A 22677-nucleotide genomic window follows, 5' to 3' on the forward strand; every position below is an offset into this window, starting at 1 on the left:
GGCGTTACGAGCCGACGCTCACGGTGAAGCGGCGCGGGTTCCCGTCGTTCGCCGCGCCCGACACGTCCGGCTGGCCGTCGGGGCGGACGTCGTCGTACGGGAAGGCGTAACCGATCGGGGAGTTGGCGTGCACGACCCGCGACCAGTGGTTCGTCGTGGCGTCCCTGTAGTAGTCGCCGGAGCCGGCCCCGTTCGGCTGGGTGGGGTGGGTGAGCATGATGCTGCGGTTGAATCCGGCGGCGATCCGGGCGAGCAGCGCCTTCTTGTCGTCGGAGTCGGCCGGGTTGTTGGTGAACGGGCCATGGTTGCAGGTGAAGACGTCCTTCGAGGACGGCTTGGTGAAGGTGTGGCCGCCGTTGAAGGTGAGGGTGTCGCCGCTGACCCGGCCGGTGAAGACGCCGCGGCCGCCCTGGAGGTCGATCTTGAGGTCGGTCGAGCGGTACTTGTCCCAGACCTTATCGATGTAGCCGTTCCACACGTCGCGGAACGGCATCTGGTCGGGCCGGTCGAAGTAGGGCGCCATCAGGTTCTGCGGGGAGATGACCCGCAGGACCTTGCCGTCGCCGCCCCTGATGACGAGCTTGTCCCAGGGCTGTCCGTCCTTGGCGGCCTGCGCGGTGAGGTCGGCGGCGATCTTGTCCACGGCGCCGTCGGGCAGCGGCGCGACGGTGTGCGTGGCGTCGCCCTCCAGGGTCAGCCCGATGGGCAGGGCCGTCACGAGGTCGACGTAGCTGATGTTGGCGTACAGCTGCTGCGTGTTGAAGGTGAACTCGCAGAACGACCAGGTCTTGTTGTAGTTCTTGTCGGTCGGCGTCGCGAAGGCCGGTTCGACGAGGCCGGGGCCCGGGTTCAGGAAGAAGTCGAGCGTGTTGTCGCGGACGAAGTAGACGCGGGCGCCGAACATCTGAGGAAGCGTCACCACCTTCGCGGCGCCGCCCGCCGCGTTCAGGGGGATGGCGCAGTCCACGGGCAGCGGGGTCTGCGGGGCGCTCGGCGACGAGGGGCGGTAGACGCTGCCGTCGGCGCGCAGCAGCACCCAGTTGCCGGTGGACTGCTCGTGGCCGGTGACGTAGGCGCGCACCGTGCCGGGCAACGACTTGTTCACCAGCGCCAGTTCACAGGTGGCGGGCGCGGCGCCCGCGGTCCAGGCGGGGACGGTGAGGGAGGCGGCGGCCGTGGCCACGGTGGCTCCGGCGCCGGCGAGGAACATCCTGCGCGATATCACGATCGCACTCCTGAGATGTGGGGGGTCGAATGGGGGAGACCCACTGTGGGGGAGGCCCACTGTGGCGAGAGGGGATGCGGTCGTCAAGACTTATGACAGGGAGCGCTCCCTTCACATGATCCCGTTCAAGGAGTGAAGGCGGGTGGCTGTCGGCCGATTGGTCCGTACCTTGCCTGGTCAGCGGCGTGCACGGAGAATTGTCAGTGGGCGGTGCAAGACTCGGCAGTCCACGAAGAGAAATCCCTCGACGAGGAGGGCTCCACCATGATCACGACGGAATCCGTGAACGGCGCGCCGAACTGGCTGGACCTCGCCACCCCCGATCTGGACGCCTCGGTCTCCTTCTACGGCGGCGTCTTCGGCTGGCGGTTCCGCCCGGGCGGCGCCGAGACCGGTGGGTACGGGATGTTCACGCTCGACGGGAAGAAGGTGGCGGGCGCCATGACCGTCACCGCCGACCAGGGCACCCCGGGCTGGACGGTGTACTTCCGCGCCGCGGACGCGGACGCGGCGGTCAAGGCCGCCGAGCAGGCGGGCGCGACCGTCTTCCTGCAGCCGATGGACGTCCTCGACCAGGGCCGCATGGCGATCCTGGCCGACCCGGCGGGCGGGGCGTTCGGCCTGTGGCAGCCCCGGCAGCACAAGGGCTTCGAGCACGTGACGCAGGACGGCGGGCTGAACTGGGTGGAGCTGCACACCAGCGATGCCCCCGCCGCGAAGGAGTTCTACGCGACGGTCCTCGGCTGGGGCACGTTCGACGTGGAGTTCCCGGGCGGCTCGTACACCACGGTCAGCCCGGCGGGCACGGACGAGAACGGGATGTTCGGCGGGATCGCCCCGCTGGACACCGAACCGGGTGAGGCGCAGCCGGACACCCACTGGACGCCGTACATCCACGTGCCGGACGTCGACGCGGCCGCCGCCACCGCCCAGAAGCTGGGCGGTACCGTACGCTCCGCGCCGGCCGGTGTGGCCGGGGTGGGCAGGATCGCCACGCTCACCGATCCGCACGGGGGCGCGTTCGCGGTGATCAAGGGCGACCCGAACCAGACATAGTCGGGGCGGATGCCCGGCCGCCCGGCGAGCCGCGTTGATCGTTCGTTGATCCCGCGTTTTTCGCCGGGCGGCACTCTCTCCACCATGCACGCGAACACGACCCTCACACCCGCGGCTCCCGCCTGGCAGGAGCAGGCCCTGTGCGCCCAGACCGGCGGAGACTTCTTCTTCCCCGAGCCGGGCAGCTCCGTCCGCGAGGCCAAGCTGATCTGCCGGATGTGCGACATCCGCCCCGCCTGCCTGGAGTACGCCCTCAGCCACGACGAGCGCTTCGGCGTCTGGGGCGGCCTCTCCGAGAAGGAGCGCCACCACCTCCGGCGGACGCCCCCGCGGGCCTGAACCGCCGCTTCGGCGGGGCGGGCCCGCTGCCTGGGGAGCGCGTCGCCCGCCTCAGGAGTAGGTCACAGTGAACTCCCGGGTCCCCGCGGGCACGTGCACGTCGTCGCCGAAGCCGCTGACGTCAAGGTTCCGGCCGTCGGCGACGGCGGAGCGCACCGGACCGAAGCGGCACGGGTAGACGAAGCGCACGCCCTGCGGCGCGGACCCGATGCGCACGCGGACCCGTTTCGCCGCCGCCTCGTGGGTGAGCCGGTAGCCGAAGGGCTGCCCGAACAGCGTCGGCGCGTTCTCGACCGCGACCGGCTGCGCGTCCCGCAGCCAGTGCGGGCGCACACCGGGGGCGATGTAGAGATGCGGGTCGCGGTCCTCGTCCGCCTCGAAGAACAGGATGTCGCGGATCAGCAGCAGGTACTCGGCGGCGGCCCAGCCGTGCGGGATGTCGCCCATGTACCAGTGCCGGTCCGGGATCTCCTGGAAGTCCGAGGCGATCGGGAAGGCGTGCTGCTCGTTCCACGCGCCGAGCGCCACCGCCCGGCCCTGCGTGTGCGGGAACGCCGCGTCCACGACCCAGCCGAGCAGCTCGTCAGCGCGTCCCGGGTTCCCGGCCAGCAGGTAGGCGTGGGCCAGCTGCATGGTCAGATACGGCCCGTACGCGTTCCACGCCGCTTCGTGCCGGAAGCCGCCCGTCACGAAGTGCGCGTACATCGTGTCCAGGGTGTGGCGGGCGGCCACATCGATGTCGTCGCCGAGCTTGTTGCCCATGTGCAGCCGCAGCGGATGGAAGTACGCCGCCGCGCCGATCATCGTCGAGTCGAGCCGTCCCACGTCGCCGGGGCCCGTCGGCAGGTACGTCTCCCAGGCGCCGCGCCGCCGCTGCTCGGTGAGGACCCAGCGCATCGACGCGGCGGTGGCCGCCTTCAGGTCGTCGAAGGCGGCCCACAGCTCACCCGCCTCGGGCGCGCCGATCCGCTCCGCGAGCCTCGCGGCCTCGTAAAGGCCGGCCAGGCCCCACAGGTCGTCCCAGTAGTGCGGCTTGTCCCGCTCCCCGAGGTGCTCCGCGCTCCAGCCGCTGTGCAGCAGCCCGTAACCGTCCCGGTTGTCCCGCAGCCAGCGCGCGCCGTCGAGCACGTACGGGGTGTAGAGCTTGGCGCCGAACGCGGCGGACCGCCCGGAGGTCCGGTCGAAGCGGCCGAGCGCCCACAGGGCCTGCCCGTTGCTGTCCCACTCGCGGTCGTCCTTCTCGTGCGGGCCGCCGTAGAACCCGTACTCGGCGCAGGGGCCGATCCGCCCGCCGCCCCGGTTGAACCTCAGCGGATAGTGCGTGCCCAGCTGATGTCCGGCGAGCGCGGAGTCGCCGACGAGCGAGCACGCCGTCGCCTCCACCGACGAGTCCCGGATCCAGAACGAGTCGTACACGGTCGGGCCCGGATGGATCTCCCCGAGGTCGGAGAGGATGAGCAGCTCCGAGCGCGTCTGGCGGAACAGGTCCGTCAAGTGGGCCACGGGGCGCGGGAGTTCGGGCTGCACGCCCTGGCGCAGCAGCTTCTCCACCCAGAAGTCCCGGTTGCCGCCCTCCAGTTCGTCGGCCGGGGTCGCACGCAGCTCGGCCAGGTCGTCGGAGCCGCTGTACAGGTCGACGGGCAGCCGCACGTCGACCTCGAGCAGCTCGTCCTCCACGACCCGGTACGGCCAGGTGAACACCGCGCTGCACAACCCGGCCACCTGGTCCTGCGCCTCCACCGCCCCGTTCAGCTTCCCGGCCGTCACCAGGTCGTGGAACGGGCTGTGCCGCACGTACACGTCCGGGTCCGTGCTGAACTCCGGATTCCCGTACACCCCGTAGGTGTCGGGCGCCGTGTCGAAGACCGGGCCCCAGCCGCTGTTCGTCTCGACCCGCCGCTCACCGGGCAGGTACCGCAGGAACGTGAGGCGGCGATCGGTGATGTTCCGCCCGTTGCGGTCGTGGCGCTGGAAGCCGCTCGGCCCGGCCGGCATGACCGCCGCGCACAACAGGCCCTCGCGCGCCCGCCCCGTCGGCGAGCCGACCGTGAGCCGTGTCACCACCGCGTCCCGCTGCCGCGCCCCGACCGGCACCGCGAACGTGCGCTGCACGAACTCGACCCCGTCCGCCGTGCGGAACCGCGTCAGGGCGACCGGCAGATGCGGGGCCTCCATGCGCTGCTCCACCGTCCCGCCGTCCGTCAGCTGCGGCAGATGCAGCGCGCCCGTCGCCGGATCGAACAGGAAGAACGACAGACAGTACTTGTCGTAGACCGGCTCGATCTCACCGGCCTGCCCGATCAGGGACTCCTGCCGGTGATCCTTGACCCCGACCATGCCCCAGTAGCGGTACAGCGCGTTCGAGGCGAACGCCGCCTCCTTGGAGTCGTACGTGCCCGCGTCGAAGTCGTCGCTCCACCGCCGCATCGCCGCTTGCGCCCACCACGGCACCGGGTACGGCACCTGAGCGCGCCCGGCCCAGCTGCGCCACATGACCTCGTAGAACATCCACTCGTGCGTCTGCGCCATGGAGCCCACCTCCTGTCCGCACCGTGGCACCGCAGAGGCGGCTCGGCTAGGGACTTACGGGCGCCATCTCCACCCGGGGTTCCACCCGTGGGTCCAGGCGTCGGAGCCCTTGCCGCAGCAGGCTTGAGCACATGACAACGACCGAGTGGATCACCGACATCGCGCTCCTCCTCATCGTCTTCCGCCAGCTCCGCGAAGGCCGCCTGGACCGCAGGTCCTTCCTGCTCCCGCTGGGCATCGTGGCCTTCGTGGCCTGGTCCTACCTCGACTCGGTCCCCACCGGGGGCAACGACCCCGTCCTGATCGGCGCCCTCGTGGCGGTCGGCGCGGCGCTCGGCATCACCGGCGGCGTCCACACCCGCATCCGGCCCTCGGGCGAGCACCTGCTGATCAAGGCGGGAGCGGTCTCGGCGACCCTGTGGGTGCTCGGGATGGGCGCCCGGATGGGGTTCCAGCTGTGGGTCGAGCACGGCGGCGCCGACGAGGTCGGCCGGTTCAGCGTCACGCACCACATCACCAGTGACCAGGCCTGGGTCGCGGCGTTCGTCCTGATGGCGCTCACCGAGGTGGTCACGCGCCTCGCCACGATCTTCGTACGGAGCCGGAGTGCACGGAGTCAGGGCGTACGGAGTCAGGGCGTACGGAGCCGGAGCGTGAGCGGCCGGACGGTGGAGGCCGCCGAGGCCGTCGCAGCGCCCGCGCCCGTCCTCGACCACACCCGCTGACCATGCGTTATGGTGCGGCCGTGCCCGCAACCGAGACCGATCCGCCGGGCCCGTGGCGGCCCCCCGGTCATGACCTCCGTACGCAGTGGGTCGCGACCCTCGCGGTCATCGTCGCCGGGGCCCTGACCGTCCGGCCCATGGGGTTCACCGGCCGGGGCCTCGCGGTCGCCGCCCTCTTCGTGGTCAACTGCCTGGCCCTGCTCGCCCGTCGGCTGCCCGAGACCAAGGTGCCCCCGCGCCTCGCACTGGTCTGGCTGTCGCTCGGCGTCGTCGCGGCCGCCGCGCTCATCGGCGCCGGCGCCACCGGCACGGCCTACCTGTTCGCCTTCTTCCTCACGGGGCACGCCGGATACCGCCTGAAGACCAGGCCCGCCCTGCTCGTCGCGCTCGGGTGCAGCCTGCTGTGCGGCGGCGTCCTGTTCTTCCGGCTCGGCCCCGGGTACCACGAACTGCCGTACGTCGTCGGGCTCGTCACCGGCGTCCCCGTCGTGATCGGCGTCGTCAACCGCAGCCGTCACCGCGCGATCCGGGCGGCGATCGACGCGGCCGAGTCCGCCGAGCGCGCCGCGCGCGCCGAGGCCCGTACCGCCGTGCTGACCGAGCGCAGCCGGATCGCCCGCGACGTGCACGACGTCCTCGCGCACTCGCTCGCCGGGATCAACATGCAGCTGGAACTCGCCGACGCGCTCCTCGACACCGGGGACCTGGCCAGGGTCCGCGAGGCCAACGACAAGGCGCACAGCATGGTCAAGAAGAGCCTGGAACAGGCGCAGTGGACGGTGCACGCGCTGCGCGAGGACGCCCTGCCGCTCGTCGGGAGCCTGACCGCGATGGCCGAGTCGTCCGGCCACCGCGACGCGCTCACCGTCACCGGGACCGTCCGCGAGGTGCCCGCGCGCGTGACGCAGAACCTGCTGCGGATCGCCCAGGAAGCACTGACCAACGCGGCCCGGTACGCGCCGGGCGGCGAGGTCCGGGTGGAGCTGGCGTTCGCCGCCGCGTCGACGACGCTGCGGGTCGTCAACCGGCCCGCCACCCGCGCGGGCGCTGCCACGGGCGGCAGCGGCATGGGGCTGATCGGTATGCGTGAGCGCGTCGCCCTGTTGGGTGGCACCATCACGGCAGGTCCCGTCGTCGAGGGACCGGACCAGGGCGGGTGGCAGGTGGAGGCGGTGATCCCGGAATGAACCAAGCCGGAGCGGGTGAACAGGCGGTGCGGGACGGCCGGTTGCGGGTGGTCGTCGCCGACGACCAGGCCGCCGTACGGGAGCCGCTCGCCGCGGTGCTCGGGCTCACCGACGGCATCGAGGTGGTCGCGGCCGCCGCCGACGGCACCGAGGTGCTTGCCGCGGTCGCCGACGCGGGCCCGGTGGACGTCGTCCTCATGGACCTGCGCATGCCGGTCATGGACGGCACGGAGGCGACCCGCCGGCTGAGCGAGGAGCACCCGGAGGTCGCGGTGGTGGTGCTGACCACCTTCGCCGACGACGAGTCGATCCTGGCCGCGCTGAGCGCCGGGGCCCGCGGCTACCTCACGAAGAACGCCGGACGCCAGGACATCGTCCGGGCCGTCCGGGCGGCGGCCGCCGGACAGTCCGTGCTCGACCGCGAGGTCCAGGACCGGCTGCTCGCCACGGTCAGGACGGTCCGGCCGGCCGCGCCGGGCCCCGGACCGCTGCCCGCCGACCTCACGCCCCGCGAGCGCGAGGTCCTCACCCTCATCGGTCAGGGCCTGCCGAACCGGGCCATCGCCGAGAAACTGTTCATCAGCGAGGCCACGGTGAAGACGCACATCAACAATCTCTTCGCCAAGGCGGACATCCGGGACCGGGCGGACGCCGTGCGCCGCGCGATCGCGGCGGGGCTCGCCTGAGCCCCTTGCGGACAGTCGTCAGAGCAGGCTGTCCAGTTCCGCCTCGAAGAGGAGCCCGGGGTCGAACCCCATGCCCGTGAAGTGTCCCGCGGCCTCCAGCGACAGGACGCCGTGCAGCCGCGTCCACACGGACAGCGCCCGGTGCAGGGCGGCGGGCGGCGCGCAATGGCCGTCCGCCCACTGCCGGTGCGCCTCGATGTGGCCGTCGAAGGGTGGCGCCGCGTCGTCGTACGTCAGCGCCGCGCAGGCGTCGAGCAGCGGCGCCATGATCTCGGACGCGATGACGGTGATGTCGTCGGGCGCGTGATACCCGGGTACGGGGGTGCCGTAGACCAGGAAGTAGCGGTGCGGGTCGGCGAGGGCCCAGCCGCGCAGCGCCCGCGCGAGAGCGGCGACATCCGTCTCGGTCGCGCGGAACGTGTCGGCGAGGCTCCGGTACGCGTCCCGGATCAGCTCGGTGATCAGCTCGTCGCGGCCCGTGAAGTAGCGGTAGAGCGCGGGGCCACTGAGGCCCATCCGCTTGGCGATCGCGTTGAGGGAGAGCGCGGAGGTGCCCGCTGTCGCGATCTGCTCCCAGGCGTGCTGCTTGATCTCCGTGCGGACCTGGGCGCGGTACCGCTCGCGCGGGGTCCGGGTCTCCGCCATGGTCGCGACCGCCTCACCTCAAGGACACCAGTTCGGTTAGAGGCTATCACGGTCGTTACTGACGTCAGCGGTGCGGCAAGGTGAAAGGACCGGTGTGCTCGTCCGTACGGAGGAGACGCGCACCGGTCCTCAGGCCGACGCGGACGTACCGGCCGCGAAGCGTGGCCCGGCGACCTGAGGAAGGCGGCCGGGCCACGCTTCGTGAGTGTCAGGCCTTGGCCGCCCGCGCGGCGATCCGGGCCTTGCGGGCCGCCAGCTTCTCGTCGAACTTGGCGGCCTCGCTGTCGAGCCCGTTCATGAACAGGCCCAGCTCCTCCTGGGCCTGGACGCCCTCGGGGCCGAGCCCGTCGATCTCCAGGATCCTGAGGAAGCGGAGCACGGGCTGGATCACGTCGTCGTGGTGGATACGCAGGTTGTATACCTCGCCGATCGCCATCTGGGCCGCCGCCCGCTCGAAGCCGGGGATGCCGTGTCCCGGCATGCGGAAGTTCACGACGACGTCGCGCACGGCGCGCATCGTCAGGTCGGGGGCGATCTCGAACGCGGCCTTCAGCAGGTTCCGGTAGAAGACCATGTGCAGGTTCTCGTCCGTGGCGATGCGCGCCAGCATGCGGTCGCAGACCGGGTCGCCGGACTGGTGCCCGGTGTTGCGGTGCGAGATGCGGGTCGCCAGCTCCTGGAACGCGACGTAGGCGACGGAGTGCAGCATCGAGTGCCGGTTGTCCGACTCGAACCCCTCGCTCATGTGCGCCATGCGGAAGTTCTCGAGCTTGTCCGGGTCGACGGCGCGCGACGCGAGGAGGTAGTCGCGCATGACGATGCCGTGCCGGCCCTCCTCCGCCGTCCAGCGGTGCACCCAGGTGCCCCAGGCGCCGTCCCGGCCGAACAGCGAGGCGATCTCGTGGTGGTAGCTGGGCAGGTTGTCCTCGGTCAGCAGGTTCACGATCAGCGCGGTCCGGCCGATCTCCGTGACCTGCGACTGCTCCTTCTCCCAGGCCTGGCCGTCCTCGAAGAAGCCGGGGAAGTTACGGGCGTCGGACCAGGGTACGTACTCGTGCGGCATCCAGTCCTTGGCGACCTTCAGGTGCCGGTTCAGCTCCTTCTCGACCACTTCCTCCAGCGCGTGCAAAAGGCGGGCGTCGGTCCATGTGGTCGACGAGCCGAGGCGGGGAGAGACTACGGTCACGGGGGCTCCTGGGGGACGGAGGTACAGCGAGCGGTAATACTTACGGTGTCGTAGGTTACGTTGCCGTAGGTTAAGCGCTCGATAAAGGTCGATGTCACATCCAGGGCCCGTTAAACCGGACTGAGAGACACGTCACACGGCGCGCCGCGCTCCTTACGGCGCCTCGGTGTCCCGGAGCGTTCCGTCGAGCAGGAGCCGGCGGGTCACTCCGATCGATCGCAGGAACGGCAGATCGTGGCCGGCCACGATGAGCGCGCCCTCGTAGGACTCCAGGGCCGAGGCCAGTCGGCGCACGCTCGCCATGTCCAGGTTGTCGGTCGGTTCGTCGAGCATGAGGAGCTGGGGTGCGGGCTCGGAGAGCATCAGCGCGGCCAGGGTCGCGCGGAACCGTTCGCCGCCGGACAGGGTCGCGGAGAACGTGGCCCGGTTCGCGCCGGACGCCACCGACAACCGGGTCCGGGCCCGAGCTCACCGGCGACGGTGCGCAGCAGGGTCGACTTGCCCGCACCGTTGCGCCCGACGAGCGCGATCCGCTCGGGCCCGCGCAGCTCGAACCCGCCCCGCACACGTGCCCCGTAGGCCAGGTGAAGATCGCGCAGCGTCAGAACGGAGCGTCCGGGCGGAACAGCGGTGAAGGGCATGTCGACGCGGATCTCGTCGTCGTCACGCACCGCCTCCACCGCCTTGTCGAGACGTTCCTTCGCCTCGTTGAGCTTCTCCTCGTGCATGATGCGGTGCTTGCCGGCGGAGACCTGGGCGGCCCGCTTGCGCGCGCCGCGCCCCGGACAACATCCACCAGCCCCCACCCACCACCACGGCCAGCCCCACCACCAGAACCCCCACCGCACCGGTCCGCCCGTCCCCCCACCGCCCGCCGGAGATCGTCGCCGAGCCCCACACGAGCCCGGCCGCCACGACCGCCGCGGCCCCCTCACCCCAGACCCGCCCCGGACCCCGCTGAGCCGTACCCCCCGTCGACCACGCATCGCCGGCCACCAGATACCCGGCCAGCAGCACCGCCGCGCACAGGCCCTGCCACCCCGACACCCCGCCCCCGACCGCGGCGAGGGACACGCCGACCCCCGCGAGCACCGTCGTGCGATGCCGCACCACCTGGTCCAGCCACCGCGAGGACGCCGCGGTCGGCCGCCGGTCCACCCCGGGCGCCGCCCACACCGCGAACAGCACGACACCCCCGAACAGCACGGCCCGCAACAGCCCGTGCACCGTCTCCCAGGGCCGCCCCGCGACCACCACGAGGGCGACGCCGAGCACCCGTACGGGCAGCGTCCGCGCCCCGTGCGCACCGAGCTCGCGCCAGGTCACCGTCACCGCGACCGGCCTCCCCCCACGCCGCGCCCCGCGAGCAGCGGCGCCAGCGCCAGATCCAGCGGCTCCCCGGCGGTGTGCCGCAGCACCGGCACCCCGCTGTCCCGCAGAGCGAACCGCATCGTGTCCCGTTCCGCGCGCCAGAGCCGTACCCCCAGCTCGGCCGCCACGTCATCGCCCCGTACCGGAGGGTCCCCGCACGGGATCTCGACGACGACGGGCCGCCGGCCCCGCGCCTCCAGATCCCGCAACACCTTGAGCACCCGGGCATCGCTCAGCGGCGTGAACACGTACACGAGCGCGCCTTCGGGCAGCGCGGGCGGCGGTACGCGTTCCAGGCCCGGCGCGTCGAACCGCCGGTCCTTGCGGACGTCGAGGACGCTCTCGACGATGCGGTAGAACGCCGCGTCCCCGGTCGCGGGCCGCAGCCACCGCGTCGTCCCGCCGGTCGAGACGACGCCGACGCGGTCGTGGGTGCGCAGATAGGCGCGGGCGAGCCCGGCTGCGGCGCGGACCGTCTCGTCGAGGGACGAGACGCCGGTCGCGGGGTCGACGATGTCGCCGAACGCGTCGAGGAGGAGCACGGTGTCGGCGGCCCGTTCCGCCGCGAACCGGTGCAGGTGCACGGCGCCCCGCCGGGTCGTCGACGGCCAGTGGATGCGCCGCTGCCGCTCGCCCGGCTCCCACGCCCGTACGCCGATGACCTCGACGCCTTCCCCGGTCTGTGCCGACGTGTGCTCGCCGAGCCGCTGCGGCAGCCGTACCGGGATCGGCGTGAAGCGGGACTGCCCGGCGTGCGGGAACACCGAGACCTCCGGCACGTCGACCCGCACGCTGCGGCGTACGGTGCCCCCGGCGTCGTACACGTCGAGGTCGACGGGGCCGAGCGACCAGCGGCCCCAGCGCGACGCGGTGTGGCGGAGGACGACGGTGGACCGGCCGGTCGCCACCTCGTCGAGCCGCAGCCCCGGGCCGAGCGTGACGCCGGGGTCGAGGCGGACGGCGCCGCCGTCGTGGGCGACCGAGATCCGGACGGTGACGGTGTCGCCCTCGAAACAGCGCCGCGGTTCGACCGTCACCGCCGTCTCGACCCGGCGCACGTACGTACGCGGCAGCGACAGCGCGAGGAGTACCAGCGGCGCGGCGGCGAACGCGAGCAGCACCGGTTCCCCGGTGAGCAGCGCCGCGCCCAGCGCGACGACGGCGACGGTCAGCAGGCGCAGCGCCCGCTCGCCGAGGCGCGGCCGGGCGGTCGGCGGCGCGGGCGGCCGCGCGGCCCCGGTACGTCCGTCGAGGGCGCGCAGCACGGAGGCGGTGGGCCGGGGCCGGGCCGGGGGCGGAGTCGGTGCCGTCGTCATGAGGGGACGGCGGCCGTACGGCGGGTCGAGGGCGTCCCGACGCTGTCGACGATCTCCCGCAGCACCTCGTCCGTGGACACCTCGCGCACCCACAGCTCCGGCCGCAACGACACCCGGTGCGCGAGCGCGGGCACCGCCAGGGCTTTCACGTCCTCCGGGACGACGAAGTCCCGCCCCTTCAACACCGCGCGCGCTCGCGCGAGTTGAACGAGCGCGAGCCCGCCGCGCGGCGACGCGCCGATGCTGATGTGGGGGTGCTCGCGGGTGGCGCCGACGAGCGCGACGGCGTACGCGAGAAGGTCGTCGTCGATCTCGACGCGCTCCACGACGGCCCGCCACGCCACCACGTCGGCGGGGGAGGCGAGGCGGTCGAGGACGGCCTCGGGCGCGGCCCGGTCGATCCGCGTCCGCAGCATGGACAGTTCGTCGCGCGAGGACAAGTAGCCCATCCGCACGCGCAGTTGGAAGCGGTCGAGCTGCGCCTCGGGCAGTGAGTACGTTCCCTCGTACTCGACGGGGTTCGCGGTGGCTATGACCATGAAGGGATCGGCCAGCGGGCGCGTCGCCCCGTCCACCGTCACCTGCGTCTCGGCCATCGCCTCCAGGAGGGCGGCCTGCGTCTTGGGCGGCGTCCGGTTGATCTCGTCGGCGAGCAGGAGGTGGGTGAAGACGGGGCCGGGGTGGAACACCATCTCACCGGTCCGCTGGTCGTACAGGGACGCACCGGTCACGTCCGACGGCAGCAGGTCGGGGGTGAACTGGATGCGGCGGAAGTCCAGGCCGAGCGTGGTCGCGAACGAGCGGGCGAGCAGCGTCTTGCCGAGCCCCGGCAGGTCCTCGACGAGCACGTGGCCGCCGGCGAGGACGCCAAGGAGCACGAGTTCGAGGGCGTCCGCCTTGCCGACGACGGCGCGGCCGACCTCGCGCAGCACGGCGGCCGCCTGCTCACCGGCCTGCCGGGACGTCAGGGAGGGGGGTGTCGGGGGTGGCGTCACGTCGTTCTTCCGTTCTTCCTGGTCAGGCGGCGGGGCGGGGGCGAGGGGTGTTCAGCGCTTCGAGGCGGTCGGCCAGGCGGTGCAGCACCGCGACCGGCACGTCGCCGTCGGGCCCGGTGGCGGGCGTCGCCGGGCCGAGCCACGGCCACAGCTCCGCGCCGATCAGCTCCGCGGCGCGCTCCGGCTGGTGGTCGAGCGAGACGTGGTGGTGCTCGGCGAGCGCGGCGGCGAACAGGCGCCGCAGTTCGGGCCGGAGCACGGCGCGGTAGTAGAGGGCGCCGTCGGGGCCGATGGCGGTGCGTACGTTGCTCCGCCACTCGCCCATGCCGGGTTCCCGCGCGCGCAGCAGCCGTACGTCGTCGCGGTGTCCGGAGTCGAGGGAGTCCGCCCCGGCGACGTACCGGGCGACGGCGAGCCCGGCGACGACGAGCACGGCCACGACGGCACCGGCCGCGACCGGCCCGTCGACGAGCCACACCAGAAGCACGGCGGAGGCGGCCACGACCCCGAGCAGCGCGAGCAGCCGTCTCATGGACAGGGGGGACCCGGGGGACGAGGGGGGCAGGGGGAACGGGGGCCCGGTCATCGCGCCGCCTCCCGGTCACGGAGCTGGTCGGCGATCTCCTCCAGGGCGTCGGCGGCGGCCGCGCGCTGGGTGCCGTCCATGGGGTGCGAGGAGTAGCGCGCCTCGCGGAACAGGGCGGTGAGGCGCGGCGCCGCCGAGCCGGTCGCGAGGCCCGCACGCGTGGCGCGGGTGAGCAGGTCCGCGGGGCTGTCGGAGGCGCGCCGGGCCACACCGGAGACGGCGAGCGCCTCCTCCATCGCGGCGTAGCAGGCGATGACGGCGGCCCGCGCGTCCTCGCCCTCGGCCAGCGCCCGGTGCCCGGACCGCACGGCGGAGAGCAGCAGGCGACGGTCGCGCTCGGCGTCGTCGTCATCGGCGGCCAGGGCGTCGGGCCGGATCAGAGCCGGCTTCCAGCCCCGTAGCCGCCGTACGAGGACGATCACGAGCACCGTCAGCACGGCGAGGGCGGCCAGGCCGAGCAGGACGTACAGCGGCCAGGAAGGGTCGGAGTTCTCGCTGCTCTTTGGGGGGCGGCCCATGACGCCGGTCGAGACCGGCGGGGCGGTGGGCACGGGGGCCGGGCGAGCGGGGGACGGACTCGGGGTGAAGCGGTGCAGCACGAGGGCGAGGATTCCGAGCGCCAGTGGCCCCGCCAGCAGAAGCGGCAGCGCCGCTTGCCGAAGCCGTTCCGCGGCGGGGTGGGTCGTCGTGTCGTCCGTCCGGATCCGGCCGCGCAGCCGCTTCGTGAAGGAGGTGAGCCCCAGCGCCCAGACGACGACGAGGCCGACCACGAGGATGCCCCGGTCGCCGAGCGGCCCGTTCCCGGGTTCGAGCAGACGGTCCTTTGGCCGCAGGAGCAGTGCGACCACGGCCAGCAGCAGTACGGTCCCCGCCGCGATCAGCGCACCGGGCGGCACCCCTCGCGCCCCGCGCCCGTCCTGCCCCCCGCGCACCATGCAGCCCCCGCCGAACACACCGGCGTCCCCCCGGACGCCTGATTCATCGCATCCTTACATCCGCCGCCGCGCCTGTCACCACATCTCCCTGCATGATGCACACGGTTCATCCGGAGTTCCGCCGGAGGTCCGCGCCGTGTTCACGCCTGGCGCAGCAGCTCCGCCAGGTCGCTGTCCACGTCCACGTGGAGGGACTCCTCGCCGACCGGGACCAGCGCCTTCGTGTCCGCCAGGAAGCGCTCCAGCTCGCCGGTGCGGATGTGCACGATCGCCGTGCCCTCCATGGCGTGGAACTCCAGGACCGTGCGGTCGTACCCGTACGGACGCACCCGTACGTCGCCGAGGCCCGCGGGCTCCCGGACGCCCGTGGCGAGCAGTTCACGGGCGAACGTCCAGCAGACGTCGACGCCTTCGAGGGTGGCGGCGGCCGGGAACGACATGCGCACGGCGAACGGGTCGCGCGCGTCGTAACCGAGGGTCGCGGGGATGCTGGCCATGCGCGGTGCGGCGGCGACGATTCGGGCCTCTACAGCCTGCTCGATGAGGGTGGACAACGCCTGCTCCTAGGGACGACTGCACGGACTACGACGGACGGACGGCCTCACTTGAAGAGACGGCGGAACGGGTAACTCCGTGCACCTGAAGCCGGACGAAAGACGAGTGACCTCTGTCACCGATTTCAATCAGAGTGATCTGGACGCCACCCGGATGGTGGACTACGCTCCCCGCGCCATGACGGATCTGAGGCGTGTGGGCATACGGAGAGTCACGGGTGTCGCGGGGCTGGTGGCGCGGACGACGGCTGTCGCGGGGGTGGCCGCGACCCTCGCGCTCGGCGCCGCGCCGGGCCCCGCCGCAGCTCACGAGCGCGCCGCGCACTGGCAGCCGAAGGACACGCACACCGACGCCCGCTTCCGCGGCCTCGCCGCCGTCGACCGGCGCACCGCCTGGGTCGCCGGATCGAAGGGCACGGTGCTGCGCACCACGGACGGCGGCGCGCACTGGAAGCAGGTGGCACCGCCCGGCGCGGCCGCCGAGGCGCTGGAGTTCCGCGACATCGAGGCGTTCGACGCCCGCCGCGCCGTGGTCCTGGCCATCGGCGAGGGCGAGGCGTCCCGGATCTACCGGACCGAGGACGGCGGCGCGAGCTGGACGGAGTCGTTCCGCAACCCCGACCCGAAGGCGTTCTACGACTGCGTCACCTTCTTCGACCACCGCAACGGGCTCGCGATGAGCGACCCGGTGGACGGCAGGTTCCGCATCCTGTCGACGCGCGACGGCGGCCGGAACTGGCGCGTCCTGCCCAGCGCCGGGATGGTGCCCGCGCAGACCGGTGAGGCCGGGTTCGCCGCGTCCGGGCAGTGCCTCGTGGCGTCGGGTCCGAAGGACGTCTGGCTCGCCACCGGCGGCGGGGCGAGCGCCCGGGTACTCCACTCCCGCGATCGTGGCCTGAACTGGACGGTGGCCGAGACTTCGGTCCCGGCGGGCGACCCGGCCCGCGGCGTCTTCGGCCTCGCCTTCCGCGACCGCGCCCACGGCATCGCGGTGGGCGGCGACTACACCGCGGGCAACCCCTCGCCGCACGCCGCAGCGGTCACCGGTGACACGGGCCGCACGTGGACCCCGTCCGCCCAGCCGCCGCCCGCCTACCGTTCCGGGGTCGCCTGGCTCCCGCGCAGCCGTACCGCCGCGCTGGCCGTCGGCCCGACCGGCACCGATCTCACCACGGACGCGGGCCGCACCTGGCGCACCGTGGACCCGGGCTCGTACGACACCGTCGACTGCGTACGCGACGGCGCCTGCTGGGCGGCGGGGGAGAAGGGGCGCGTGGCGCGCCTGGGGCACCGGCCGTCCTGAGACCCCTGCGACGGATCTTCGCCGGGCCGCCCGGCATTCCGATTGCGGCACGAACGGGACCGGCGCGCCGTCGGCGGTCTTGTGGGCGTCGTTGAAGTGTGCATGATCTACGCGTATGGCCATGCCCGCGATCGCCCTGCGCGATGTGCACAAGTCCTTCGGTGACGTACGTGCCGTCGCCGGTGTCGGGCTCGACGTGGCCGAGGGCGAGTTCTTCTCGCTGCTCGGCCCGTCGGGATCCGGCAAGACGACCGTGCTGCGGCTGATCGCCGGGTTCGAGACGCCGACGCGCGGCACCGTCGCCCTCGACGGCACCGACGTCACCCGCCGCGCCCCCTTCGAGCGCGACGTCACCACCGTCTTCCAGGACTACGCGCTCTTCCCGCACATGAGCGTGGAGCAGAACGTGGCCTACGGGCTCAAGGTGCGCGGCGCCGGCCGCAGGGAGCAGGCCGAGCGCGCCCGCGCCGCGCTCGCCTCCGTCCGCCTCGAAGGGTTCGGCGGACGCCGGCCGGGGCAGCTCTCCGGCGGCCAGCGCCAACGGGTGGCGCTCGCCCGCGCCCTGGTCGTCCGCCCTCGCGTCCTGCTCCTCGACGAACCGCTCGGCGCCCTCGACCTCAAACTGCGCGAGCAGATGCAGGTCGAGCTGAAGGAGTTGCAGCGCGAGGTCGGGATCACCTTCGTGCTGGTCACCCACGACCAGGCCGAGGCGCTCGCGCTCAGCGACCGGATCGCCGTCATGAACGCCGGACGCGTCGAGCAGGTCGGCACGCCGGGCGAGCTGTACGAGGCGCCCGCCTCCGCGTTCGTCGCGTCCTTCGTCGGCACCTCCAACACCCTCACAGGCGCCGCCGCCGAACTGATCGCGGGCAGACCTGGCACGTTCGGTGTGCGGCCCGAGAAGATCCGGCTCCTGCCCGACGACGACCCCGGCGGGCGCGAGCCCTGCGACGACCACAGCCAGGTGCGCGGCACCGTCATCGACGCCGTCTACCTCGGCGACACCACCCGTGTCGTCGTCGACACCGACGCCGACGCCCGCTTCGTCGTCGTACGGCAGAACCTCGACACGACCGCCGCCGACGCCCTCGCCCTGCCGGGCAGCCGCGTCCTGCTGCGCTGGCACCGACGGCACAACGTCCCGCTACAGCACCGGACTTGAGCGACCCACGCGAATTCGACCGACAGGGAGACCTCGTGCGCGCAACCCGAACGTGTCTGGCCGCCGTACTCGGCGGACTGCTGCTCACCACCGCCTGCGGATCCTCGGGAGACGACGGCAGGAGCGAACCGGGGGAGCAGGGCTTCACCCCGCCGAAACTGTCCGCACCCACCTCCCTCGGCAGGACCGAGGGCAAGGTCAACCTGATCGCCTGGGCCGGATACGCCGAGGACGGCTCGAACGATCCGGAGGCCGACTGGGTCACCCCCTTCGAGAAACAGACCGGCTGCCAGGTCAGCACCAAGATCGCCGGAACCTCCGACGAGATGGTCAACCTGATGAAGACCGGCCAGTACGACGCCGTCTCCGCGTCCGGCGACGCCTCCCTGCGCCTGATCGCCTCCGGCGACGCGGCCCCGGTCAACACCGACCTCGTACCGAACTACAAGGACGTCTTCCCGGGCCTGAGGATGCAGCCCTGGAACTCCGTCGGGAAGGTCGCCTACGGCATCCCGCACGGCCGCGGCGCCAACCTCCTCATGTACCGCACCGACAAGGTCACCCCGGCCCCCGACTCGTGGAAGGCGGTCTTCGACGACGCGTCCGCGCACAAGGGAAGGGTCACCGCCTACGACTCGCCGATCTATCTCGCGGACGCCGCGCTCTACTTGATGAAGTCGCAGCCCGGTCTCGGCATCAAGGACCCGTACGCGCTCGACCAGAAGCAGTTCGACGCCGCCGTGAGCCTGCTGAAGAAACAGAACGACAACATCGGCGAGTACTGGAGCGACTACCTCAAGGAGATCTCCGCCTTCAAGAGCGGCGACTCCGTCATCGGCACCAGCTGGCAGGTCATCGTCAACACCGCGCAGGCGGAGAAGGCGCCGGTCGAGGCCGTCCTGCCGAAGGAGGGCGCCACCGGCTGGTCCGACACCTGGATGGTCTCCGCGAAGGCCGAACATCGCAACTGCGCCTACAAGTGGCTCGACTGGATCGTCTCACCGAAGGCCAACGCCCAGGTCGCCGAGTACTTCGGCGAGGCCCCCGCCAACGCCAGGGCGTGCCAGGAGACCGCCGACAAGCAGCACTGCGCCACGTACCACGCCGACGACGCCGCCTACTGGAAACAGGTCCACTTCTGGACCACGCCCCTCCCGCAGTGCCTCGACGGCCGCACCGACGTCCCGTGCGTGCCGTACGCGAAGTGGGTCCAGGCGTGGACCGAGATCAAGGGCTGAGATGGCCGTCCCCTTCGGGAAGAAGGCGGCCGGGGCGCTGCACCGCAGTCCCCGGCTCCGCCTCGCCCTGCTCCTCGCCGCGCCCCTGACCTGGCTCGTCGTCGCCTACCTCGGCTCGCTCGCGGTGCTGTTCCTGTCGGCTCTGTGGACCACCGACCCGTTCACCTCCGACATCGTGCGCACCTGGACCCTCGACAACTTCCGCACCCTGTTCACGACGGACGTGTACCGGCAGGTCGTGCTCCGCAGCGTCGGGGTCGCGCTCGCCGTCACGGCGCTGTGCGCGGTCCTTGCCTTCCCGATCGCCTTCTGCACGGCGCGCGTGGCCGGCCCCCGGTGGCGCCCGCTGCTCGTCGTCGCCATCCTCACCCCGCTCTGGGCGAGCTATCTGGTCAAGGCGTACGCGTGGCGCGTCATGCTCGCCGAAGGGGGCCTGCTCGACTGGCTGTTGTCCCCGATCGGCCTCGACGGGCCCGGCTACGGACTCACCGCCGCCGTCCTCGTCCTGACCTACCTCTGGCTGCCGTACATGATCCTGCCGATCCACGCGGGGCTCGAACGCGTCCCCGACGCGCTGCTCGACGCCTCCGCCGACCTCGGCGCCCGCACCTGGCGGACCTTCCGCACCGTGCTGCTCCCGCTCGTCCTGCCGTCGGTCGCGGCCGGCTCCGTCTTCACCTTCTCGCTCAGCCTCGGTGACTACATCGCCGTACAGATCGTCGGCGGCAAGACCCAGTTCATCGGCAACGTCGTCTACGCGAACATCACGCTCGACCTGCCGCTGGCCGCCGCGCTCGGCACCGTGCCGGTCGTCGTGATCGTCCTGTATCTGCTGGCCGTGCGCCGCACCGGCGCGCTCGGCAGTCTCTGAGCCGTTGGGAGTCCGTGGTGCACCTGTCCCGCCCCGCGCGCATCGCACTCCGCGCCGCCGCCTGCGTCGGCTTCGCCGTCATCTACCTGCCGCTGCTGCTGGTCGTCGTCAACTCCCTCAACCCGGACCGGAGTTCGAGCTGGCCGCCGAGCGGGCTCACGCTGCGCTGGTGGCGCGACGCCTGGCACAGCGCGGGCGCCAGGGACGCGCTGTGGACCTCGGTGAAGGCGGGCCTCGGCGCCACGCTCATCGCGCTCGTCCTCGGCACGCTCATCGCCTTCGCGGTCGCCCGGTACCGCTTCTTCGGCCGGGAGGCGGTCTCGTTCGCCGTCGTCCTGCCGATCGCGCTGCCGGGCATCATCACGGGCGTCGCGTTGAACACGGCGTTCCGTACGGTCCTGGAGCCGCTCGGGATCGGGCTCGGCCTGTTCACGGTCGTCGTCGGACACGCCACGTTCTGCGTCGTCATCGTCTTCAACAACATGGCCGCCCGGCTGCGAAGGCTGCGGAGCTCCTACGAGGAGGCGGCGATGGATCTGGGCGCCGGACCCGCCCGTACGTTCCGCGACATCACGTTCCCGCTGACCCGCTCGGCGCTCGCGGCCGGCGGCCTGCTCGCGTTCGCGCTGTCCTTCGACGAGATCGTCGTCACGACGTTCACGGCGGGCCCCGGCGTCCGGACGCTGCCGCTGTGGATCTTCTCCAACATGGCCCGGCCGCAGCAGGCCCCCGTGGTCAACGTCGTCGCCGTCGTCCTCGTCCTGCTGTCGGTCGTGCCGGTCTACGTGGCCCAGCGGCTGTCCTCCGACACGGCGGCGGGCAGCCGGATCTGAGCCGGGGGCGCTACTTCCCGACGGCGTCCGCGAACAGCGGCACCACGTGCTCCAGCGCGTACCGCACGGAGAGCACCGAGTCGGTGGCGAACGCCGAGCTGATGTCCTTGTCGTCGAAGACCACCGAATGCCCCTTCCGCGCCGCCGGGATCGACGCGTAGAGCGGGTCCGAGCTGATCTTCTTCGCGGTCGTGCCGATCGGCGCCATCACCATCAGGTCCGCGTCGAGCATCTGGAGGTTCTCCTCCGACACCGGCACGGAGAACGCCTTGCCCGCCTTCTTCTCCACCGCCGGGTTGTTGGTGAAGCCGAGCCGCTCGACGAAGTCGATCCGGCCGGTGCCGCGTACGTACGCGCCCCAGGCCGAGGCCGTACGCGAGCCGATGGTGATCGTCTTGCCCTTGAACTCGGGGTGCGCGGCGGCGGCGTCGGCGAACTGCTTCTCCGTGTCCGCGATCAGCTTCTCGCCCTTCTCGGGGATCCCGAGCGCCTGGGCGACCATCGTGGTCTGCTGCTCCCAGGACTGCTTGTACTGGTCGCCGCCCTTCGGCACCCCGACGGTCGGCGCGATCTTGCTGAGGGTGTCGTACCGCGTCCGGTCGCCGCTCGACTTGGTGTCGAGGATGAGGTCCGGCTGGAGCGCCGCGATCTTCTCGTACTCGGGCTCCAGGGTGCCGATCTTCTGCGGCGACCTGTCGTACTTCGCCTTGACCCAGGGGCCGAGACCGTCCCCGCCGAACGCCAGCCAGTCGCTCGCCCCGACGGGCTGCACGCCGAGCGCGAGAGCCGTCTCCGCGTCGCCCCAGCCGAGCGCGACCACGCGCTTCGGCTGCTGCTCCACCGTGACCGTGCCGAACTTGGTGGACACCTTGGCGGGGAACGCGCCGGACGGCTTCTGGCCGGCGCTGTCGGCCTTGTCGTCGTCCGGTCCTGAGCCGCAGGCCGCGAGCGAGCCGGCGAGCGCGAGGGCGACCGCGCCGACGAGGAAGCGGCGGCGGCCGGAGCGGGGGGTGGTGGGGGAGGGCATGAGGGGCTCTCTTCTCGCTGGTTGTGTCTTACCGGTCGTGCGGGGTCGTGGCGCTGATGTGGTGGCGCCCCATGGGGACGATGAGCGGGGTGCCGGACGCCGGGTCGGGGACGACGGCGCTGCGCAGCCCGAACACCTTCTCGACCAGGGCCTCGGTGACGATGTCCGAGGGCGCGCCCTCGGCGACGATCGCGCCGTCCTTCATCGCGACGAGGTGATCGGCGTAGCGGCAGGCGAGATTGAGGTCGTGCAGGACCACGACGAGCGTGACGCCGCGCTCCCGGTTCAGGTCGGTCAGCAGGTCCAGGACGTCGAGCTGATGGCTGATGTCGAGGTAGGTCGTCGGCTCGTCGAGCAGCAGGACGTCCGTCTCCTGGGCCAGGGCCATGGCGATCCAGACGCGCTGGCGCTGGCCACCGGAGAGTTCGTCGAGGGAGCGCTCGGCGAGGTCGAGGACGTCGGTGGCGTGCAGCGCGGTGGCCACCGCCTCGTCGTCGGCGGGCGTCCACCGCCGGAACCAGCCCTGGTGCGGATAGCGGCCCCGGCCGACCAGATCGGCGACGGTGATCGACTCGGGGGCGACCGGCGTCTGCGGCAGCACGCCGAGCACCGCCGCCACCTCCTTGGTCGACATCTCGTGCACGCTGCGCCCGTCGAGCAGCACCGTGCCCGCGGTCGGCGCGAGCAGCCGGGCCATCGAGCGCAGCAGCGTCGACTTGCCGCAGGCGTTCGGCCCGACCACGACGGTGATCCGGCCGGCCGGGATGTCGGCATCGAGGTCGCGGACGATCCGGCGCTCGCCGTAACCGAGTTCGAGCCCACGGGCTTGCAGGGTGTGCGCGGAAGCCACGGGGGTCTCCTGGTGTTCGCGGTCGGGGGGCGGGGGTGTGCGGGGCGCGGGCACGGTC

22 protein-coding genes and 1 pseudogene are annotated in these 22677 nt (G+C 72.3%); 10 read left to right on the plus strand and 13 right to left on the minus strand.

The genetic code is table 11. The features are described 5' to 3' along the window. Positions 1 to 4: 4 nt before the first annotated feature. Positions 5 to 1225, minus strand: coding sequence for a glycoside hydrolase family 64 protein (locus ACH4RC_RS03330; RefSeq protein ID WP_398194480.1), 1221 nt, complete (start codon positions 1223 to 1225; stop codon positions 5 to 7). A 264-nt stretch (positions 1226 to 1489) separates the two neighbouring features. Between ACH4RC_RS03330 and ACH4RC_RS03335 the strand changes: the two genes are divergently transcribed. Next, entirely contained in the window at positions 1490 to 2281 is a 792-nt protein-coding gene (locus ACH4RC_RS03335; protein WP_398194482.1) for a VOC family protein, read from the plus strand. A gap of 84 nt (positions 2282 to 2365) precedes the next feature. After that, the gene (locus ACH4RC_RS03340) at positions 2366 to 2620 is read left to right on the plus strand and encodes a WhiB family transcriptional regulator (protein ID WP_398194485.1); all 255 of its coding nucleotides are present in this window, start codon (positions 2366 to 2368) and stop codon (positions 2618 to 2620) included. A gap of 51 nt (positions 2621 to 2671) precedes the next feature. Here the strand turns inward: ACH4RC_RS03340 and ACH4RC_RS03345 are convergent, their stop codons facing one another. After that, complete coding sequence (locus ACH4RC_RS03345; RefSeq protein WP_398194488.1) at positions 2672 to 5149, minus strand: hypothetical protein; 2478 nt, start codon at positions 5147 to 5149, stop codon at positions 2672 to 2674. 131 nt (positions 5150 to 5280) lie between these two features. On the opposite strand from ACH4RC_RS03345, the gene ACH4RC_RS03350 reads away from it, so the two are divergent. The 3 genes from ACH4RC_RS03350 to ACH4RC_RS03360 are packed head-to-tail and all read left to right on the plus strand — an operon-like array spanning position 5281 to position 7747. Continuing rightward, positions 5281 to 5874 carry a hypothetical protein gene (locus ACH4RC_RS03350; protein WP_398194491.1) on the plus strand — a complete coding sequence of 198 codons (594 nt, stop codon included), beginning with the start codon at positions 5281 to 5283 and terminating at the stop codon, positions 5872 to 5874. Positions 5875 to 5876: 2 nt separating this feature from the next. Then, positions 5877 to 7061, plus strand: a complete 1185-nt coding sequence (locus ACH4RC_RS03355; protein ID WP_398194492.1) for a sensor histidine kinase — start codon at positions 5877 to 5879, stop codon at positions 7059 to 7061. Beyond that, positions 7058 to 7747, plus strand: coding sequence for a response regulator (locus ACH4RC_RS03360; protein ID WP_398194495.1), 690 nt, complete (start codon positions 7058 to 7060; stop codon positions 7745 to 7747). The genes ACH4RC_RS03355 and ACH4RC_RS03360 overlap by 4 nt, the downstream gene beginning before the upstream one ends. Positions 7748 to 7765: 18 nt before the next feature. Here the strand turns inward: ACH4RC_RS03360 and ACH4RC_RS03365 are convergent, their stop codons facing one another. The 9 genes and pseudogenes from ACH4RC_RS03365 to ACH4RC_RS03405 form a co-directional block, all read right to left on the minus strand. Then, positions 7766 to 8392, minus strand: a complete 627-nt coding sequence (locus ACH4RC_RS03365) for a TetR/AcrR family transcriptional regulator (RefSeq protein ID WP_398194498.1) — start codon at positions 8390 to 8392, stop codon at positions 7766 to 7768. 208 nt (positions 8393 to 8600) lie between these two features. Next, positions 8601 to 9578 (minus strand): acyl-ACP desaturase, encoded by a 978-nt coding sequence (locus ACH4RC_RS03370; RefSeq protein ID WP_398194501.1) that lies wholly within the window; start codon positions 9576 to 9578, stop codon positions 8601 to 8603. 153 nt (positions 9579 to 9731) lie between these two features. Further along, positions 9732 to 10354, minus strand: a pseudogene (locus tag ACH4RC_RS03375) (ATP-binding cassette domain-containing protein); the annotation flags it as partial. Next, on the minus strand, positions 10242 to 10910 hold the full coding sequence (locus tag ACH4RC_RS03380) for a hypothetical protein (RefSeq protein ID WP_398195751.1): 669 nt from the start codon (positions 10908 to 10910) through the stop codon (positions 10242 to 10244). The pseudogene ACH4RC_RS03375 and the gene ACH4RC_RS03380, both read right to left, overlap by 113 nt. Then, complete coding sequence (locus ACH4RC_RS03385; RefSeq protein ID WP_398194503.1) at positions 10907 to 12265, minus strand: DUF58 domain-containing protein; 1359 nt, start codon at positions 12263 to 12265, stop codon at positions 10907 to 10909. Before ACH4RC_RS03385 ends, ACH4RC_RS03380 begins: the two co-directional genes overlap by 4 nt. Continuing rightward, positions 12262 to 13260, minus strand: a complete 999-nt coding sequence (locus tag ACH4RC_RS03390) for an AAA family ATPase (protein WP_398194504.1) — start codon at positions 13258 to 13260, stop codon at positions 12262 to 12264. Before ACH4RC_RS03390 ends, ACH4RC_RS03385 begins: the two co-directional genes overlap by 4 nt. Positions 13261 to 13282: 22 nt before the next feature. Beyond that, a complete protein-coding gene (locus tag ACH4RC_RS03395) occupies positions 13283 to 13792 on the minus strand; it encodes a hypothetical protein (RefSeq protein WP_398194506.1) in 510 nt (169 codons plus the stop codon). Positions 13793 to 13842: 50 nt separating this feature from the next. Then, positions 13843 to 14781, minus strand: a complete 939-nt coding sequence (locus tag ACH4RC_RS03400; protein WP_398194509.1) for a DUF4129 domain-containing protein — start codon at positions 14779 to 14781, stop codon at positions 13843 to 13845. Positions 14782 to 14921: 140 nt separating this feature from the next. Then, positions 14922 to 15335: an SsgA family sporulation/cell division regulator gene (locus ACH4RC_RS03405; protein WP_398194511.1), complete on the minus strand. Its 414-nt coding sequence runs from the start codon at positions 15333 to 15335 to the stop codon at positions 14922 to 14924. Between the two features lie 196 nt (positions 15336 to 15531). Between ACH4RC_RS03405 and ACH4RC_RS03410 the strand changes: the two genes are divergently transcribed. The 5 genes from ACH4RC_RS03410 to ACH4RC_RS03430 all read left to right on the plus strand — a co-directional run bounded on the left by ACH4RC_RS03410 (position 15532) and on the right by ACH4RC_RS03430 (position 20742). After that, the gene (locus ACH4RC_RS03410; protein WP_398194512.1) at positions 15532 to 16638 is read left to right on the plus strand and encodes a WD40/YVTN/BNR-like repeat-containing protein; all 1107 of its coding nucleotides are present in this window, start codon (positions 15532 to 15534) and stop codon (positions 16636 to 16638) included. Between the two features lie 115 nt (positions 16639 to 16753). Then, entirely contained in the window at positions 16754 to 17800 is a 1047-nt protein-coding gene (locus ACH4RC_RS03415) for an ABC transporter ATP-binding protein (RefSeq protein WP_398194515.1), read from the plus strand. A gap of 35 nt (positions 17801 to 17835) precedes the next feature. Further along, on the plus strand, positions 17836 to 19038 hold the full coding sequence (locus tag ACH4RC_RS03420; RefSeq protein ID WP_398194518.1) for an ABC transporter substrate-binding protein: 1203 nt from the start codon (positions 17836 to 17838) through the stop codon (positions 19036 to 19038). Between the two features lies 1 nt (position 19039). Next, positions 19040 to 19909 carry an ABC transporter permease gene (locus ACH4RC_RS03425; protein ID WP_398194519.1) on the plus strand — a complete coding sequence of 290 codons (870 nt, stop codon included), beginning with the start codon at positions 19040 to 19042 and terminating at the stop codon, positions 19907 to 19909. Positions 19910 to 19926: 17 nt separating this feature from the next. Next, complete coding sequence (locus ACH4RC_RS03430) at positions 19927 to 20742, plus strand: ABC transporter permease (protein ID WP_398194521.1); 816 nt, start codon at positions 19927 to 19929, stop codon at positions 20740 to 20742. A gap of 10 nt (positions 20743 to 20752) precedes the next feature. On the opposite strand, the gene ACH4RC_RS03435 is transcribed toward ACH4RC_RS03430, so the two are convergent. Next, entirely contained in the window at positions 20753 to 21769 is a 1017-nt protein-coding gene (locus ACH4RC_RS03435; protein WP_398194523.1) for an iron-siderophore ABC transporter substrate-binding protein, read from the minus strand. A gap of 28 nt (positions 21770 to 21797) precedes the next feature. Then, on the minus strand, positions 21798 to 22619 hold the full coding sequence (locus tag ACH4RC_RS03440; protein ID WP_398194525.1) for an ABC transporter ATP-binding protein: 822 nt from the start codon (positions 22617 to 22619) through the stop codon (positions 21798 to 21800). Between the last annotated feature and the right edge of the window lie 58 nt (positions 22620 to 22677).

Origin of the sequence: Streptomyces sp. NPDC016845 (genome assembly GCF_044332585.1) — a bacterium.
In the GTDB taxonomy this organism is placed as follows: domain Bacteria; phylum Actinomycetota; class Actinomycetes; order Streptomycetales; family Streptomycetaceae; genus Streptomyces.

Bases quoted from the DNA above. Each gene is read 5' to 3' on its own strand.
- ACH4RC_RS03335 (WP_398194482.1), top strand. From the start codon at position 1,490: ATGATCACGACGGAATCCGTGAACGGCGCGCCGAACTGGCTGGACCTC.
- ACH4RC_RS03340 (WP_398194485.1), top strand. From the start codon at position 2,366: ATGCACGCGAACACGACCCTCACACCCGCGGCTCCCGCCTGGCAGGAG.
- ACH4RC_RS03345 (WP_398194488.1), bottom strand. From the start codon at position 5,149: ATGGCGCAGACGCACGAGTGGATGTTCTACGAGGTCATGTGGCGCAGC.
- ACH4RC_RS03350 (WP_398194491.1), top strand. From the start codon at position 5,281: ATGACAACGACCGAGTGGATCACCGACATCGCGCTCCTCCTCATCGTC.
- ACH4RC_RS03355 (WP_398194492.1), top strand. From the start codon at position 5,877: ATGCGTTATGGTGCGGCCGTGCCCGCAACCGAGACCGATCCGCCGGGC.
- ACH4RC_RS03360 (WP_398194495.1), top strand. From the start codon at position 7,058: ATGAACCAAGCCGGAGCGGGTGAACAGGCGGTGCGGGACGGCCGGTTG.
- ACH4RC_RS03365 (WP_398194498.1), bottom strand. From the start codon at position 8,392: ATGGCGGAGACCCGGACCCCGCGCGAGCGGTACCGCGCCCAGGTCCGC.
- ACH4RC_RS03385 (WP_398194503.1), bottom strand. From the start codon at position 12,265: ATGACGACGGCACCGACTCCGCCCCCGGCCCGGCCCCGGCCCACCGCC.
- ACH4RC_RS03395 (WP_398194506.1), bottom strand. From the start codon at position 13,792: ATGAGACGGCTGCTCGCGCTGCTCGGGGTCGTGGCCGCCTCCGCCGTG.
- ACH4RC_RS03400 (WP_398194509.1), bottom strand. From the start codon at position 14,781: ATGGTGCGCGGGGGGCAGGACGGGCGCGGGGCGCGAGGGGTGCCGCCC.
- ACH4RC_RS03415 (WP_398194515.1), top strand. From the start codon at position 16,754: ATGGCCATGCCCGCGATCGCCCTGCGCGATGTGCACAAGTCCTTCGGT.
- ACH4RC_RS03425 (WP_398194519.1), top strand. From the start codon at position 19,040: ATGGCCGTCCCCTTCGGGAAGAAGGCGGCCGGGGCGCTGCACCGCAGT.
- ACH4RC_RS03435 (WP_398194523.1), bottom strand. From the start codon at position 21,769: ATGCCCTCCCCCACCACCCCCCGCTCCGGCCGCCGCCGCTTCCTCGTC.